Source organism: Cohnella xylanilytica (assembly GCF_014212175.1).
In the GTDB taxonomy this organism is placed as follows: Bacteria; Bacillota; Bacilli; order Paenibacillales; family Paenibacillaceae; genus Cohnella; species Cohnella xylanilytica.
In genome coordinates this window covers 86,423-103,702 of record NZ_JACJVR010000057.1, presented here as the reverse complement: position 1 = coordinate 103,702, position 17,280 = coordinate 86,423, and the positions used below count along the sequence as shown (strand labels likewise).

The window sequence follows — 17,280 nt, the reverse complement described above, 5'->3', positions numbered from 1 at the left end:
CGGGAACAGCTCCTTCGGCTCGTGGCCTTGGTAGAGCAGCGTAGCCTGGTACAGGCGGCGCTCGTAGTTGGCGGGATCGTAGATATCCGTGCCCTGCACGAAGCTGTCGCGGTATTCCTTCGGCATGTAGAAGTGGCCCATGCCGCTCCAGCCGGCGTTGCGAGGAGCTTCGCCCTCGACCGCCGGAATCGTCGCCACTTGCGGCGTCACGCCTTCGCCGAGAGCGACTTCGCCTTCCTTCGGCTTCCGCCAGTCGATGCCTTCCATGCCCGAAGCCGCGTTCGTCTGCCCTTCCGGCGTGAACATGTAGTCGACGAGCTTGATGAGGGCGATCTGGGCTTCCTTGCTCGCCTTGTTCGTGATCGCGAACTTCGCGCCCGGCGAGACGCCGCCGCCGTCGTGCGTCGTCAGCGAGACGCCGTTCGGTCCGGTCAGCGGAGGCACCGGGTTATAGTCCTTGGCGTTCTTGTTGCCGGCGTCGATGTTGACGAAGATCGCCGGGTGCATGCCCGCGCCGGCCCCCAGAATCTGGGCGTCGCCGTTCTCGCCGATTTTCTTGAACGCTTCGGCGTTCTGCGTGAACGCGCCCGGATCGATCAGCCCTTCGTCGTACAGCGACTTGATGTAGGCGAGCCCTTCCTTCCACTCCGGCGTCACGGCGGCCGAGCCGACCTTGCCGTTCGACAGCAGCAGATGGTTGCGGTCGTCGTCGTACACGAACGCGTTCATGAGGTAAGGCACGACGCGCACGCCGAAGTCTTCCGTCGAACCGCTGAGCGGCACTTCGTCCTTCTGCTTGTTGCCGTTCGGGTCGCCGTTCTTGAACGCTTCGAGCGCCTTCTTGAAGTCTTCCGTCGTCTTCGGCATCTCCAGCTTCAGCGTCTCGAGCCACTTCGTGTTGATCCACATCTTGTTCGGGTAAGAGCAGTGGAAGCATTGGGCGTAGGCGGGCAGCCCGTAGATGTTGCCGTCCGGCGCGACGGCGAACGCCTTGAAGTCCGCGTTCGAATCGAGCGCCTTCTTGATGTTCGGCGCGTACTGGTCGATCAGGCCGTTCAGCGGAATGAGCACCCCTTGCTTGCCGTACTTGAGAAGATCCGCCTGGGAAAATTGATCGATATAAGCCGTCAGCATATAAGCGTCGGGATAATCTCCGCTCGCCAGCGAGATCTGCCGCTTCTCCTTGGCGCCGTCGGATGGAACCGCCTCGAAGTCGAACTTGAGGTTGAACTTCTCCTCGGCGAATAAGGTGAACTTGTTCGTCGCGAGGTCGATGTTCGGCTCCTGCACCGCGAACATCTTGATCTTCACCGGCTCGCCCGACGCTTCGGAGGAGGCGCCCGATCCGCCGGACGCGGCCGGCGAAGAAGAGGACGCGTCGCCGTTGTCCCCGGACTTGGCGCAAGCGGCCAGTACCGAACCGAGCAGCAGAACGACGGCCACGAGACTTGCGATTCTCTTTGTCATGAGTTTTTTTCTCTCCCTTTTCGAGGTATGGTTCGTATGGAATCGGCGCGGCTCTATCGCCGCGTTCGCGCGGCGTCCCGCTACATGACGATCACCCCTTCCGATGAGCCGGCGCCTCCGCCGGTCAGCCCTTCACCGAACCGACAAGCATCCCTTGCACGAAATGCCGCTGAACGAACGGATAAATCAGCAGCACCGGCAGCGTGGCGACGACGATCAGCGAATACTTGAGCAGCTCGGCCAGTTGCTGGCGCTCGACCTGCTTCATCGCGTCCATGATCGAATTGCCGCTGTTGTTCTGGATGATGATGCTGCGCAGGATGAGCTGCAGCGGGAATTTGTCCGCGGTCTTCAGGTAGATGAGCGCGTCGAAGTAGGCGTTCCACTGTCCGACCGCGTACATGAGCAGGAGCACCGCGAGGATCGGCTTGGACAGCGGGAGGACGACGCTCGCCATGAAGCGCAGGTCGCTGCAGCCGTCCATGTCGCTCGCTTCGACGAGCTCCTCCAGGATGGAGGATTGGAAGAAAGAACGGGCGATGATGACCTGCCACACCCAGACCGCGTTCGGAATGAGCAGCGCCCACCGGGAATCGATCATGCCGAGCTCCTTGACGACCATGTACGTCGGGATAAGCCCTCCGCTGAACAGCATCGTGAAGGTGACGATCATCATCAGCGCGTTGCGGCCGGCGAACGTGCGGCGGGACAGCGGGTAGGCCAGCATCACCGTCAGCGTCACGCTGATCAGCGTCCCCGCCGCCGTGTAGAACAGGGAGTTGCCGTAACCGGTCAGTACCTGAGGGTTATGGAACAGAGTCTCGTAGCCCTTCAGCGAGAAGTCGACCGGCCACAGCCAGACCCGCCCCGCCGAGACGGCCGCCGGACTGCTGAGCGAGCTGCTTATAATGTAGAGAAGCGGATACAGAACGACGACGAGCACGACGGTCAGGATGGCGTACACCGCGAACAGGAAGGCGCGGTCGCCGGTGGATTCCTTGATTTTGCGCGTGGCGGCTGCCATGGGAAGATCACCTCTTGTTTTCTACCAGATGCTGGATCGAGAGAACCGACGGGCCAGAGCGTTCACGGAGAACAGGAGAACCAGGTTGATGACCGAATTGAACAGGCCGACCGCCGTGGCGAAGCTGTAATTGGCGTTCAGGAGGCCGATCCGGTACACGTAGGTCGCGATGATCTCCGAATTGGCGATATTGAGGTTGTTCTGGAGCAAATAGATTTTCTCGAAGCCGATCGCCATGACGCTGCCCACGTTCAGAATCAGAAGGATCGTGACGGTCGGCAGAATGCCGGGCAGGTCGACGTTCACGATCTTCTGGAACCGCGACGCCCCGTCCACCTTCGCCGCTTCGTACAGCGTCGGGTCGACCGCCGCCAGCGCCGCCAGGTAGATGACCGCGGAATAGCCGGCCGTCTGCCAGATGTCGGACCAGACGTAGATCGAGGAGAACATCCCCGGGCTGCCGAGGAAGTTGACCGAATCGAGCCCCAGACGGTTCAGGAACACGTTGACGAAGCCAAGCCGCGGCGCCAGGAACAGCATGATGATGGACACCATGACGACCGTGGAGATGAAGTAGGGCGCGAACGTCACGAGCTGCACGGCGCGCTTGAACTTGCGGCTTCGCACCTCGTTCAGCATAAGCGCCAGCACGATCGGAATCGGGAACCCGGCGAGCAGCAGATAGAAGCTGATGAACAGCGTGTTTTTGACCAGCGTCCAGAACATCGGGTTCTCGAAGAACAGCTCGAAGTTTTTGAACCCGACCCAGGGACTGTCCCAGATGCCCTTCGTGACGTAGTAGTCCTTGAAGGCGAGCACCGCGTTGAGCATCGGGTAATATTTGAAAATCAAAAAGAACAACAATGGCGGCACGACGATGAGATACAATTGCCAGTGTCTTGCGATGCTTCTGGTTAGGCCGTGACGTTTGCCGGCGGCTTCCAAGTCGGATCCCCTCCCGAATGATGGCGCGACGCGATGCGATGAGCACGGTGCGGCTTGCCTGGATGTGATAGCGCTTTCCACACGAACGATCATAGGGGATGAGCCGGGCTTCGAGGTAGGTACAATTGCGTCGTTCGGGGTACAGATCTCCCGATTCGCGGGGGCCAATTCCGCGCGGGGAGGCCATTTGTTCGGCAGCGCCCCTCCTAGCGGCGGGAATGAGGCGGAATCGATTGGCAGCGGCGGCAAACCAAAAAAAGGCCGAACGCGTTCCCGCGATCGGCCCACTCCAAAAAAGATTATCCGTTCTCGCCCTTCCAAGCGTCATAGGCGCGCTGCATGATCTGCACGTACCGGTCCGCGCCCAGCGACCGGAGGCCGGCGACGTATTCGTCCCAGTCCCGTCCGAGCTCCTTGTCTCCCATAATAAACTGAAGCGCGCCCTGATCGATGCCGTTCCGCAGATTCGCCTGCAGCATGCTCGCTTCGTCGGCGTCCTCGGCGTCGATCCAGACCGCCCAAGACGGGAACAGCTCCTTCGGCTCGTGTCCATCGTATAGCCGAGTCGCCTCGTACAGCCTTCGCTCGTACCCGTCCGGGGAGTAAATATCCGCGTCCTGCACCCAGCTGTCGCGATAAGACTTCGGCATGTAGAAGTGGCCCATGCCGCCCCAGCCCGAGTTGCGCGGCGGATCCCCCTGCTTGACGGGAATTCTCGCGAACGAGGCCGGGCTGTCCGGTCCGAGCGCCAGCTCTCCCGGCTTCGGCCGGCGCCAGTCGACGCCTTCCATGCCGACCTCGGCGTTCGCCTGTCCTTCCGGCGTGTACAGATAGTCGGCGAGCCGGATCAGCGCGACTCTCGCTTCCGGGCTCGCCTTGTCCGTGATCGCGAACTTGGCGCCCGGCGTCAGCCCCGCCCGGAAGTAGACGGAGTAGTCGGCGTGCGGTCCCCGCAGCGGAGGCGCCGGATCGTAGTCGCTCCCCCGCTCGTTGCCCGCGCCCGTATCGACGAAGATATCCGGGTGCATCGCCGCGGCCGCCCCGAGAAGCTCGGCACCCTTGTTCTCTCCCAGCCTCTTGAAGGCGTCGGCGTTCTGGGCGAAGGCTCCCGGATCGATCAGCCCTTCGTCATACAGCGACTTGATATAGGCCAGCCCTTCCTTCCACTCCGGCTTGACCGCCGCCAAGCTCACCTTCCCGTTCCGGACGGTCAAGTACGTCCGGTCGTCGTCGTAGACGAAGCCGTTCATCAGATAAGGAACGAGCCGGACGCCGAAGTCCTCGGTCGAGCCGCTGAGCGGAATCTCGTCCGCCAGGCCGTTCCCGTTCGGGTCCCGGGTCTTGAACGCGCGCAGCACGTTCCTCAGCTCTTCCGTCGCGGAAGGCATGCCGAGCCCCAGCTTGTCCAGCCACTTCGCGTTGATCCACAGCTTGTACGGGTACGAGCAATGATAGCAGTCGCTGAAGGCGGCCAGCCCGTAGATGTTGCCGTCGGGAGCCGTGTTCAGCTCCCTCAGCTCCGGATCCGCCTCGAAGGCGGCTTGGATATGGGGGGCGTACTTCTCGATCAAGTCGTTAAGCGGGTAGAAAATCCCCTGCTTCCCGTATCTAAGCACGTCCTCGCGCGAGAACTGGTCGATGTAGCTGGTCAGAATGTACGCGTCGGGATACTGCCCGCTGGCGAGCGAGATTTGCCGCTTCTCCTTGGCCCCTTCGAACGGAACCGTCACCCAGTCGAAGGCGATCCCGAACCGTTCCTCGGCCAGCTTCGTGAAGCGGTTCGTCCGGAGATCGACGGCCGGGTCCTGCTGCGCGAACGCGCGGATGCGGATCGCGCCCGCCGACGCGCCGTCCGCCGCCTCTGGTCCGGCGGACCGGCAAGCGGGCAATAGGGCGAGCATGGCGAGCGCGATAACGAAGCCGAAGAAGACGGCGGCGCGGGCCGGCGGGCAGGAGGAGCGGAGGCGTCGAACGGGTCTCTTGGAAGGTCCGGCATTCTTCATCGACATCGCGATCTCCTCCTTAATCCTCGGCGGTCTGCCGGTACGAGCTGGGAGAGACGCCGGTCACCCGCTTGAACGCCCGGCGGAACGAATGGGAGCTGTTGTAGCCGACGCGGGAGGAGATCTCGTCGACCGTATACCGGTTTTCCCGCAGCAGCCGAACCGCGTTCTCCATCCGGACGCTCTCGAGATAGTCGGACAGGTTCGTCCCCGTCGCTTCCTTGAACAGCTGCGAGATGTACTTCTCCGGCCGCTCCGCCCGCTCCGCGATCCGGTACAAGGTCAGGTCCGCGTCCGCGAAGCTCTCCTCGACGAACTTCTTGATCTGCTCCACGATCCTCGTATGATGATCGTTCTTGCGGCTGACGACGATCCCGCACAGATCCGCGGCGATCTCTTCGATCTCGGCCCGGAACGAGTCGCCGTCCGCCGCCTGAACGGCGATGATCCGATCCTTCAGCGGCTCGAACCGGCCCGACTCCAGGAACGTCTTCCGGTCGAGCAGCTTCAGCAGCGTGCCCTTCACTTCCCCGACGAGCTGCTGCCACATCTCGAGGCTCAGCTCCCGCTGCTCCGTATTCTGCGCCACGACGGAGCGGACGAGCTTCTTCGCTTCCTCCGCTTCGCCCGCCTGGATCGTGCCGATGAGCCGCTGCTCCACCTCCATCGGATAGTAGTAGGTCGCGCTCTCCATTCTCGTCTCTTCGTACCAGACGACGTCCGTCCGGTTGGCGTGGAGGGCGTGCTCCAGCGCCTGCTTCGCCTGCTCGTAAGACCCGCTTACCTCCGTGTCCGCCTGGAACCGGCCTCCGAGCGCCGCGGTGAACGTGATGCGGTACTCGGCGAACGCCTTGCGCGAGAGCCGGCCCAGCAGCTCTTCGATGTCGGCGCGTCCGAGCTCGCCGCCCGTCTCCGCTTCGCGGGAAGCGAACACGATGACGATCCGGTCGGAGCCCCAGTCGGTCGTCAGAGTGAATCCGGCGAGATCGAGCAGCGCCTGCTTCAGGACGAGCCTCGCGGCGTTCAGCTCGTTCAGGATCTCGACGCTGTCCATGCCGGAATAGCCCTTGATCTGCAGGATGCAGACGTAGCCCGAATGGCCGTAGATGCCGGTGTTCGCCTGAGCCGCCGCGGCGGCGATCTCTTCGTGCGTCTGCAGCTCGCCGGCGAGCAGCCGCTTCAGGAAGGCGTCCCGAAGCAGCGGCACCTGCCGGAGCAGCTCCGATTCGAGCCGGTTGTTGTTGCGGATCATCTCCGCGATATTTCCGTGCAGGAAGTCGTATTCGTCGCGGCCCGCCGACTCCTGCATGCCGAGCTGCTCCTTCATGAAGCCGACGAGGCGGCGGATCGGCGCGCTGTTGCGGTAGGCGAGCAGCAGGCCGACGAGCAGGCCGACCGCCAAGGCGATGCCGGTGACGGTCCACGTCATGAGCTTGATCCGGTTGGCGTTCGCCAGCAGCGCGTCCCGCGGAATGCCGGCGCGGTACACCCAGCCGTTCGCGTCGGAGCGGATCGTAATGACGAGGTCGTCGTCGTAATACTGGCTGATCTTGCCGCCGTCGAAGCCCGGGGCCTTGCCCAGGCTCTCCATGTCCGGCGCGCCGCTTCCCTGCGGCGCGATGGTCTTGCCTTCGGCGTCGCTGACGCGCGCCCAGCCGCCGTATCGGTCGGTGATGCCGGCGAGCAGGCTCGCGATCGTCCTCTCGTCGATGACGACGACCGCCACGGCCGGCGACGAGCCGCTGAAGCTGTCGAGCGGGAACGACTGCATGTACGTCACCACGGACGTCTTCGTCCCCTTGCCGACGTACGGCCTGAGCGGCATCGTCTCGCTCCGGTGGGTGCGGCCGAGAATCGTCTGCTTCCATTCCGCGAGCGACTGGTCTTCGTAATGGAAGCTGTCGTAATAATGCTCCGGGCGGACATAAGCGGACCCCGGGGTCAGAATGACGTTATAGTTGCTCAGATAGATATAGAATTGTTGGAGAAAATCGTTCGTCTGCCCGAACGTCAGAACGTCTCTCAGCATTTTCCAGATGCCGTAAACGTTCGTCCGGTCGTCCGCCACCTTCTCGTTCATGAGCACGTTCAAGTCCGGGTTGATCGCGAGCTGCCTCGTGAACCCTTCGACCTCCGCCATCCGCCGCTCCAGGATCTCTTGGCTCTTCTGCAGCTGCGTGACGCTGTTCTCGATCGACTGCTCCTCCGTGACGGAGATGGACGTGAGGTACGACATGTAGCCGGCGATGCTCGGAATGATCAGGATGACGATATAAGAGATCAGGAAGCTGCGGAACGCGCCGGACATCTGGATCATAGCCCCCCCTTGCCACTATGACAGCGCTATCAACGAATCTGACTTCATTATCGTACAAAAACGATTCAAGCGCACTCCCGATTTCCCTCCGGAAGAGAGGAAAAAGCAACCGCGACGGTCCTCGTCGCGGTCGCTTCCTTGTCGGCAGGCGGCTTTAGCCTTCCGTCCGTCGCAGTTCCCCGTCCAGCGAGACGGCCTCGCCAGGCTCCAGATCGAGGAGGACGATCCGGTCCCCGTACCGAAGCTTCGTCCGCAGGCGGGAGAACGCCTTCACCCGGGCCCCGGCCAGCTTGCCGTCCGCCCACGCCGCGTCCACCTCCGCGTTCCCTCTCGCCCTCAGTCCGGCGAATCGTCCCGCGGGCCAAGCGGCCGGCAGCGCCGGCAGCAGATGAATCTCGCCGGCGTGGCTCTGGACCAGCATCTCGGCGAGGGCGGCGGCTCCGCCGAAGTTGCCGTCCGCCACGAAGATGAACGTCTCCGCTCCGGCGATGCCGGGCTTCGAGAACGTCAGCAGATTGTCGAAGCACAATTCGCCGATCAGGTAGGCCAGGTGCCGGGCCGCCTCATCCCCGTCCCTTAGCCGGGCGCGGCCGGCCGCGAACAGGGCGAGCGTGAACTCGACGTCCTCCAGGCCGCTTCCGCGCTGCCGGTTGACGAGCGTCCTCCGCGCGGCCGCGGCGAGCTCCGGCGTCCGGTCGGGCGTAATCTCGGCACCGGGGTACAGGCCGTACAGATGGGACAGGTGACGATGGTCCGGCTGGGCTTCGAGGTTATCCTCCAGCCATTCCCGGAGCTGGCCGTCGCGGCCGGCCGCGAGCGGCGGCAGCAGCGCCAGCGCCTCCTCCAGCCGCTTGCGGAACGGCTCGTCCGTCCCGAGCTTCATGGACGCCTCGCGGCAGAACCCGAACAGCTCCCGGACGAGCATCGTGTCCATAACCGGGCCCATCGACAGGGCGTACGAGCGGCCTTCGGCTCTCGCGGCCTCGTCCGGGTAGAAGCTGTTCTCCGGCGAGTTGGACGGCCCGGTTACGAGCCATCCGCCGGCCGGGTGAACGGTCATGTAGTCGAGGTAGAACTCGGCCGCCGACCGGAGGACGGGGTAGGCCGTCTCCCGCAGGAACGTCTCGTCGCGGCCGAATTCGTAATGTTCGATCAGCTGCGCCGCGAGCCACAATCCTCCCGTCACGTTCAGCCCCCACGAATAATGCCAGCCCGGCGCCGCGAACCCCCATGCGTTCGTGAACACGTGGGCGACCCAGCCCTCGCAGCCGTAGAAGTCGCGCGCCGCCGCGCGTCCCGCTTCGGCCAGCCACTCGACGAACCGAAGCAGCGGCTTGTGCGAGTCCGCCAAGTTGCCCGTCTCGGCGGGGTAATAGTTCATCTGCGTGTTGACGTCGAGATGATAGTCGCAGCTCCACGCCATCCGGTTCGCTTCCCCGTCGTTCCACAGCCCCTGGAGATGCAGCGGCAGCTTCGAATCCTCGCGCGACCCGGCGATCGTCAAGTAACGTCCATACTGATAGAAAAGCGCGAACAACGACGGATCCCGCTCCGGGCCGTCATCCCTCAACCTTCGGATCCGGACGTTTGTCGGCAGCTCTTCCCGCTCCGACGTTCCGAGCTCGAGCGTCACCCGGGCGAACAGCGGCCGGTAGTCCGCCAGATGGTCCTCCTTCAGCCGCTCGTAGCCTTTGGCGGCCGCGCGTTCGACGGCGAGGAGCGGCTCCGCCATCCAGGCCGCGCCGGTTCTCCCGTAGTCGGTCGACACCGCCAGGAAGAGCCAGGCTTCGTCGGCCCCGGAGACGGCGAGCGCCCCCGTCGCGTCGTCCGTCCGCGCGCTTCCGCCGCGCAGCGCGATCTTCAAGACGCCGGCGCCCCTGACTCCGCACTCTCCGTCGCTGTGGACGCGTTCCGTCGCCTGGCCTTCGAAGCGAAGCGATGGCCCGCCTTCATCGGCTTGGCCGGCGAAGCTCTCGGTCCGGCCCCGCAGTTCCGCCCGGAAGGCGAGGCTTCCCGGTCGGTCGGCGCGAAGGCGCGAGACGATTACGCCGTCGGCATGGGAAGCGAACGTCTCCCTCTCGTAGGCGACGCCTTCGCAGCGGTAGCTGGCGCGGACGATCGCGTCGTCCAGCGACAGCTCGCGTGCGAATTCCTCCTCTTCCGCGTGTCCGAAGCTCAGGACGACGTCGCATACCGGCATGTTCGTGCCGAAGTTGCCTTTCTCGGGCTGCAGGAGCTCGCCCGCGAGCCGCTCCCCGGCTTCGTAATCGCCTTCGAAAAACAGCCGCCTCATTCGCTCCAGATCGGCCTTCCCGTTGGAACGGCTCGGCGTGCGCTCGCTTCGGCCCGACCAATACGTCGACTCCGTCACGCACCACGTCTCGGCGCCGCCTCCTCCGAAGACGACCGCTCCGACGTTCCCGTTCCCGATCGGCAAGCCCCGCTTCCAGTCCGTCGCGGGACGATCATACCGCAGCTTCATGTTGTCTCCCTCTTTGCTAAGTTATCGAATGATCCGTCGTTTGTTTGTTTCTCTTTCGCGAAAGGTTCCTCTATCGTATCATCAAGAGAGGATTCTGTATTTGCTGGCGCATCCAATCATTTGACGATTCATCCGCCAACGCGAGAGGGAGCGACGAGTTGAAGAAGCTAAGCGAGATGACGCCTTTCGTAGGGGACTATATGCCGTATCTGTACGACGGGAGCTCGAACGAGGGGCTTCGGACCAGCAACGTATACGCCATTCATCTGTTCCCCGAAGGTCCGGGCGAGATGGAGGTCGACGGCGTCCGCCACCCGATCGGCAAGAGGACGCTCGTCTTCCTGCGCCCCGGGCAGCCGCACGCGTTCCATATCTCTCCGCGCCAGCCGCTGTCCTCGCACAATCTGTACTTCGACCTCTGGGAACGGGAGCGGCCGCGGTCGCTGAACCGGATTTTTTTCCGCTATCCCGAGATCTATGAGCCCGAGACGGGCACGCCCGCGCCCGCATGCGAAGAATTGGACGCCCTGCCGAGCGTCTCCTCGCTCCAGGCGCATCCGCATCTGTACGACCTGTTCCTGACGATCGCCAGGCAGTTCGAAGGCTTGTCCCGATACCGCTTCGAAGCGGTCAACGGCCTGTTCTACTCCTGGATGCTGAGCTGGCACGACGCGATCCATACCAGACGCCCGAGCGATTACCGGATCGTGCGGCTGCTCGAGAGGCTGGACGCCCGGCCCGAGCTGCGGGAGCCGGTCGCGGACTGGTGGAAGTCGTGCGGGCTGAAGCGGACGTACTTCCACGAGCTGTTCCTGCGGGAGACCGGGCTGACGCCCAAGGCGTACCAGCACAAGCAGCTCATGAAGCGCGCCGCCCAGCTGCTGCAGGAGAGCGACCTGAGCGTGACGGCGATCGCCGAGAAGCTCGGCTATCCTTCGATCCACCCGTTCACCCGGCATTTCGGCGCCTATTACGGCGTCAGCCCGCGGCAATTCCGGCTCGGCCCCCGCGGCGGCGTTCGCTAGCCCTCTCGTCGCCTCTCCGCCGGTCCCTCGATCCTTCCCCCTCTCCTGCTCCCTCTCCCGCTCCCTCTCCGTCCACTTCGCTTCCTTTCACTCCCCTCCCTTTCACTCACGCTCCCTCTCTCGCTCCCTCTCTCTCCGCTCCCACTCTCGCTCCCTTTCCGTTCGCTCTGCGCTCAGCCTCATCCCTCTTCTTGTTCGTCTCCTAACTCCCTTGCCCCCGTCGGCTTCCGAATCCGGACGCTGAGGACGAATCCGGCGACGGAGATTCCCGCGAGGAGGAGGAAGGCGTCCCGGAAGGCCGGAGGCCAGGCGTCGTCCGAAGCTCCGCCCGCCCCGGAGTAACTCGCGAATCGGCTCGCGATAAGCGTCGCGAGCGTCGAGACGGCCAGCGCGACGACGACTTGCTGGATCGAGCCGGACAGCGAGGTGACCCGGCCGATCAGAGGCGGAGGGGACAGCTTCATCAGATGCGCGGTGAGAGGCATGACGCAGAACCCGACGCTCGCGCCGATCACGATCAGGCAGATGACGATTCCATACGCGCTCGTCTCGCCGCTCACGGTGGACATAAGGAGCATGGCGACGCTCAGAAGTCCGAAGCCCGTCAAGGCGACGGGCCGGATTCCCCGCCGGTCGTACAGCCGGCCCCCGATCTGATTGGAGATCGCGGCGAAGAGGACGTACGGCAGCAGGATCAGTCCGGCCTCGGACGGGCGGAATCCTCTGGCGTACTGCAGCGCCTGGGGAACGAGGAACAGCGAGCCGAATTGCACGAACACCGCGATCCATAAGACGACGATGTTGACGGCGAAGCCCCTCGCTCCGAAGACGCGCAGCTCGAGAAGCGGATCCCGCTTCTTCAGCTCGACGGCGACGAAGGCGACGAGCGCGGCCAGTCCGATTCCGATGCCGAGGACGGCCTTCGCCGATCCCCAGCCGCTGCCGCCTTCGCTTATGCCGTAGCACAGCCCGGCGAACGCGACGGGAGCGAGCAGCATGCCGGGAAGATCCAGCCTGGCGACGGGCTGCCGTTCGAGGGCCGGAAGCTTGCGGATGCCGGCCGCGATCGCGATCGCTCCGATCGGGACGTTCACGGCGAAGATCCAATGCCACGAACCGCTATCGGCGATCCATCCGGACAGCACCGGCCCGAGAGCCGGAGCGAACAGAATCGGGATGACGACGATGCCCATGATCTTGCCGATCCGGTCGGGGGGACTGATCCGGTAGGCGAAGGCGAACAGAATCGGGACGATCATCCCGCCGCCGAGACCCTGCACGATCCGGCTGGCGATCAGAGTCTCGATGCTTGGCGCCAAGGCGCATAGCAGGGAACCTGCCGTGAACGTTCCGATCGCCAGCAGCGAGATCCGCTTCGTTCCGAAGCGGTCGCACAGCCAGCCCGTCAGCGGGATGACCGCCGATTCGGCGAGCACGTACCCCGTGACCGCCCATTGGACGACGGGGTAGGAGCTGCCGAACTCCTCGATCAGGCGGGGAACGACCAGATTGACGGCCGTGCTGTCGAACATGACCATGAACGCGCCGGCGATCAGCACGGCTAACGGGACGAGAATTCGGACAAGCGAGCTTGGCGGCCTCTCCGCCGACGCCTGCGCGGCGGCCGGTTCCGAAGCGGTTGAGTTCTGGATGGACATTGCGGGCACCACCTCCATATGATTTAATTGACATTGTAATCCAGTCGGAATCCGCGCATAAGAAGGCAAAAATAGATGATTACCGCGTATAAATCTGACTTGCTTACTCGGCGGATAGCGAGCGGAATCGAGGGAGGAATCGGAATGATGCCCGCAACGGACAGGGAGATCGACGGGGCGGCGGAATGCCAATCCGCGATCGAGGAGGTTTTGGAGGTAATCGGGGGCAAGTGGTCTTTTCTCGTCATCGCCCATCTGAAGGGAAGCCCGGTGCGCTTCAACGAATTGAAGAGAAGGATCGCCGGCATCAGCACGCAATCGCTTGCGGTGTTCCTGAGGCAGCTGGAACGGAGCGGAATCGTCCGGCGAGAGGTGTTCCCGACGCTGCCCGTCACCGTGGAATACTCGCTCACCGAGAAGGGGATGGATTACGCGGGCTTGATCGAAGCCATTCGCCGCTGCGGCATCAAGTGGAGAGGCGGCGCGCAATAACGCGAAGAGGGGCCGTCCCGGAAGGTCGAATAACCTTCCGGACGGCCCCTCCTATCCCTATCCCTTGGTCGCTCCGGCGGTCAGGCCTTCGACCAGATATCGCTGGAGGAACAAGAACAGCAGCGTCACCGGCACCGCGACCAGCACGGCCCCGGCGGCGAACAGCGTGAATTCCGTCGAGTTGCGCTGGCTCACCATCCGGTACAGGCCGACGGCCAGCGTCCGCTGCTCCTCGGTTCGGAGGATAAGGTCCGCGAAGATGAAGTCGACGAACGCCCCGTTGAAGATCATCAGGCTGGCGTACGTCAGCATCGGCTTCGACAGCGGCACGATCAGCGCCAGGAACACCTTCATGTGGCTGGCGCCGTCGATTCTCGCGGCGTCCTCGAGACTGCGCGGAATCGTATCGAAGAACCCCTTGGCCACGAATACGTTCGCGATGACCGATCCGGAGCTGTACACGAGAATCAGCGCGAGATGGGAGTTCAGCAGCCCGATCGCGTTCAGCATGACGAAGATCGCGATCATCGCCATGAAGCCGGGGAACATCTGAAGGACGAGGAACGCCTTCAGCGTCGTCTTGCGCCCCGCGAATCGGAACCGCGAGATCGCGTAGGAAGCGATCAGCAGCAGGAACGTGCCGATAACCGTCGAGCATGCGGCCACCTTGAACGTGTTCAGGAACCAACGGAGATACATCGTCCTCTCGAACAAGTCCTCATAATGAACGAGCGTCGCTTCCCGGGGGATGAACGTGTCGCTGTACAGGCTGTTGCCGGCCTTGAACGAGGAGAGGACGATCCACAGGGCCGGATACAGGCTCGCGAACGTCAGCAGACACAGGATGGCGTACGTGAGGACCAGCTTCGCATGGCCGGATCTCGTTCTCATTGGATCATGTCCTCCTCCCGGTACGATCGCGTGCGCGTATAGCTCCAGACGGACAGCGAACCGACGATCAGGAAAATGAAGATGCCGATCACCGACGCGAAGCTGAATTGCGACTGGTTCAAGGCGAGCTTGTACAGCCACGTGACGAGCAGGTCCGTATCGCCGGCGAACTGGTAGCGAACGTTGACCGGCTCCCCGTTCGTGAGCAGGTAGATGACGTTGAAGTTGTTGATGTTGCCGGCGAATTGCATGATCAGAATCGGCGCGGTCGCGAACAGCACCATCGGCATCGTAATGGATCGAAGCCGTTGATACGAGCCCGCTCCGTCCACCTCCGCCGCCTCGTACAGATCCCTCGGAATCGTCGTCAGCACCCCGACGGCCAGGATCATCGTAATCGGAATTCCCATCCACATATTCGCGAGAACGACGGTGACCTTCGCCCAGAACGGATCGGTCAGCCACGGCGGGCCTTCCAAGCCCAGCTTCCGCAAGTATTGGTTGATCGGGCCGAACTGATTGTTGAACATATTGCGCATGACGAGCAGCGAGACCATGTTCGGAATGGCGAACGGGATCATGAGCGCCGTTCTCCAGAACTTCTTGAACCGGACGCGCGGCTGTTGAATGAGCACCGCGACGAGAATCCCGCCGACGTACGTCGTCGCCGTGGCGAGAATCGCCCAGACGACCGTCCAGCGAAGGATGCCGCCGAACGTGTAGCTCCACTGCTTCAGCGACAGCATCTTCGCGAAGTTGGCGAATCCGACCCAATCGACGAGCTTGGCGGGCGGCAGAATCGGGTCCGCATAGTTCGTGAAGGCGATGAGAACCGAGAAGACGAGCGGCAGCACGGTCAGGAACGCGATCGCGACGAGAGGCGGAAGCAGCACCAGGTACGCGAAGTGCTTCTGGCCCAGCATGGCGAGCGATTGCCCGAACCGGCGCGGAGCCGTCCCTTGGGCGCTCGCCTTCGCCACGAGATACGCGTCCCGGACGTTCAGGACGTAGAAGAAGACGAACAGCAGCGCGACGACCAAGGCGACGAGCCCCTTGATCATCATGAAGATGCTGTGGTCGCCCTCCACCATCTTCGTCAGCTTGCCTGTCTTCACGAAGCCGGAAGGCTGCGTCCCGAGCGTCGTCAATCCTCGCAGCAGATCGAACAGCTCGAAGACGAACAGATAAAGCCCCGCCGCTCCGAAGGCGGCGAATAGAATCCCTTTGATCCACTGGCGGTTGTACGCTTGCCCGAATCCGATGAAGACGACGGATAGAACCGCGGCGACGGCTGGCTTCTTCATGGCGGCGAAGACCTCTCTCTCTGACAAGGTGAAGGGCAGACCCGCGCCGCTTCCATTCGGGGAACGGAAAAACGCGAGCCCGCCTCTTAAACGTTTAAGTTCAGCCTTTGGATGAAATGCCGTCTTCGATCTTCTTCACCATGTCGTCCAGCGTCGATTGGATATCGAGGCTCGGATCGTCCCAGAGAGAGACGAAGGTCGCCTTCAACGCATCCCAGGCGAGGTCGACGCCCGGGACCGACGACATCGGCACCGAGCGCTCGAACTGTTGGAAGAAGCCGCTCGTGATCGGGTCGCCGGCGATGGCCGGATCCGCCCCCGCTTCCTTGTTCGCCGGGATGGCGCCGGTCATCCGATAGTTCTTGAGCTGGTTCTCCTTGCTGCTCGCGAAGCGCGCGAACAGGCGGGCGGCCTGCGGATACGCGGTGTACGAATTGACGTAATAGGACTTGATGCCGGAGAAGGACATCGCGTCGTTGCCGTTCGGAAGCTTCGGCAGCGGAGCGACTCCGAAGTCGACCGAGCCCTTGAACGCGGCGACGGACCAGGGGCCGTCGACGTTCAGCGCCAGCTTGCCTTCCTTGAACAGCTGCGTCTTGACGTCGTAGGTGATGTCGCCCGCGTTCATCGGCAGAATCTTCTTGAACTGGCGGAGGAACTCGAACCCCTTCGCCGTGTCGCCCTTGTTCAAGCCGATGTCCTTCGCGTTCGTGTTGTCGTCTCCGAACATGTATCCGCCGAAGCCGCCGATGAACGGATACGAGTAATACCCGACGAATTCCCACATGATCGCGTACTTCTTCTGGCTTGCCTCGGTGTACGTCTCCCCGAACTTCAGAATCTCGTCCCAAGTCTTGGGCGGTTCGGGGAACAGCTTCTTGTTGTAGAAAAGCGCATAGGTCTCGACCGACTTCGGATAGCCGTACAGAACCCCGTCGTAGGTGGAGGCGAGCACGGCCGTCTCGGCGGAGGACGCGCGGGTCTCTTCCTCGAACGCGTCGTTCGGAAGCAGAAGTCCGGCCTTCGCGGCGAGTCCGAGCTGGTCGTGCGGCAGCGTCAGGATGTCGGCCGCCGTCTTGGACGGACCGTCGGTCGCGAGCCGCTTGCCCTGGTCTCCGCCCGCGACGACCTCGACCGTGACGGGCACTCCGTACTGAGCTTCGAAATCTTGGCCGATCGCCTTCATGTACTCCAATTGCTCCTGGCCTTCCCATACGACGAGCTTCGCGCCGGATTCCGGCTTCAGCTCGTCCTCCCCTTCTCCGGACGATCCGGCCTGATCTCCGCCTTGGGAGGCGGATGCCGACGAGCCGCCCGTCGGCTCCGAACCGGAATTCCCTCCGCTTGACGAGTTGCCTCCTCCGCAGCCGGCCAGCACCACTGTAAGCGCTGTCAACAATGCGGCCAAACGAATCCTTTGCTTGCTTCCCAACATGAACATCGACTCTCCCCTTCTCTGGATTGGCACAGGCCGAGGCTATGCTAACGACGTTTGCGCAACAGCAAAAAAAGGCACAACCTCGGCGGTAAGGGACCGTACCGAGGTTGTACCCTGTCGGGTAGCATGGCCTTCAACTTGTGCCTTGATTATAAGGCGGCGGATAAAACGCTTGCAATTGGCGTTATTTCCAAGAGATACCGGTTTCCCTCTCGTTTGCTCGGGAATGCTCGA

Annotated in this window: 12 protein-coding genes; 2 read left to right on the top strand and 10 right to left on the bottom strand. The window is 63.0% G+C overall.

Annotated elements, in window-relative coordinates; all coding sequences use genetic code 11:
* The 6 genes from H7B90_RS15100 to H7B90_RS15075 form a co-directional block, all read right to left on the bottom strand.
* A partial coding sequence (locus H7B90_RS15100; RefSeq protein WP_185136715.1) for an extracellular solute-binding protein occupies positions 1–1,467 on the bottom strand: 1,467 nt, incomplete at its 3' end.
* 124 nt (positions 1,468–1,591) lie between these two features.
* On the bottom strand, positions 1,592–2,491 hold the full coding sequence (locus H7B90_RS15095) for a carbohydrate ABC transporter permease (protein ID WP_185136714.1): 900 nt from the start codon (positions 2,489–2,491) through the stop codon (positions 1,592–1,594).
* A 21-nt stretch (positions 2,492–2,512) separates the two neighbouring features.
* A complete protein-coding gene (locus H7B90_RS15090) occupies positions 2,513–3,436 on the bottom strand; it encodes an ABC transporter permease (RefSeq protein WP_260411051.1) in 924 nt (307 codons plus the stop codon).
* 299 nt (positions 3,437–3,735) lie between these two features.
* On the bottom strand, positions 3,736–5,445 hold the full coding sequence (locus H7B90_RS15085; RefSeq protein ID WP_260411050.1) for a type 2 periplasmic-binding domain-containing protein: 1,710 nt from the start codon (positions 5,443–5,445) through the stop codon (positions 3,736–3,738).
* Between the two features lie 13 nt (positions 5,446–5,458).
* Entirely contained in the window at positions 5,459–7,756 is a 2,298-nt protein-coding gene (locus H7B90_RS15080; RefSeq protein ID WP_185136712.1) for a helix-turn-helix domain-containing protein, read from the bottom strand.
* Between the two features lie 154 nt (positions 7,757–7,910).
* Positions 7,911–10,238 (bottom strand): glycoside hydrolase family 95 protein, encoded by a 2,328-nt coding sequence (locus tag H7B90_RS15075; RefSeq protein WP_185136711.1) that lies wholly within the window; start codon positions 10,236–10,238, stop codon positions 7,911–7,913.
* 176 nt (positions 10,239–10,414) lie between these two features.
* On the opposite strand from H7B90_RS15075, the gene H7B90_RS15070 reads away from it, so the two are divergent.
* On the top strand, positions 10,415–11,263 hold the full coding sequence (locus H7B90_RS15070) for a helix-turn-helix transcriptional regulator (RefSeq protein WP_246578782.1): 849 nt from the start codon (positions 10,415–10,417) through the stop codon (positions 11,261–11,263).
* A gap of 179 nt (positions 11,264–11,442) precedes the next feature.
* On the opposite strand, the gene H7B90_RS15065 is transcribed toward H7B90_RS15070, so the two are convergent.
* Positions 11,443–12,921 (bottom strand): DHA2 family efflux MFS transporter permease subunit, encoded by a 1,479-nt coding sequence (locus tag H7B90_RS15065; RefSeq protein ID WP_185136709.1) that lies wholly within the window; start codon positions 12,919–12,921, stop codon positions 11,443–11,445.
* Positions 12,922–13,065: 144 nt separating this feature from the next.
* Between H7B90_RS15065 and H7B90_RS15060 the strand changes: the two genes are divergently transcribed.
* Entirely contained in the window at positions 13,066–13,413 is a 348-nt protein-coding gene (locus H7B90_RS15060) for a winged helix-turn-helix transcriptional regulator (RefSeq protein WP_246578781.1), read from the top strand.
* Positions 13,414–13,470: 57 nt separating this feature from the next.
* Here H7B90_RS15060 and H7B90_RS15055 read toward each other — a convergent pair whose 3' ends face one another.
* From H7B90_RS15055 to H7B90_RS15045, 3 genes are all read right to left on the bottom strand, one after another.
* Positions 13,471–14,304, bottom strand: a complete 834-nt coding sequence (locus tag H7B90_RS15055) for a sugar ABC transporter permease (RefSeq protein WP_185136708.1) — start codon at positions 14,302–14,304, stop codon at positions 13,471–13,473.
* Positions 14,301–15,608 carry a sugar ABC transporter permease gene (locus H7B90_RS15050; RefSeq protein WP_185136707.1) on the bottom strand — a complete coding sequence of 436 codons (1,308 nt, stop codon included), beginning with the start codon at positions 15,606–15,608 and terminating at the stop codon, positions 14,301–14,303. The genes H7B90_RS15055 and H7B90_RS15050 overlap by 4 nt, the downstream gene beginning before the upstream one ends.
* A gap of 100 nt (positions 15,609–15,708) precedes the next feature.
* Positions 15,709–17,043, bottom strand: a complete 1,335-nt coding sequence (locus H7B90_RS15045; RefSeq protein WP_185136706.1) for a sugar ABC transporter substrate-binding protein — start codon at positions 17,041–17,043, stop codon at positions 15,709–15,711.
* Between the last annotated feature and the right edge of the window lie 237 nt (positions 17,044–17,280).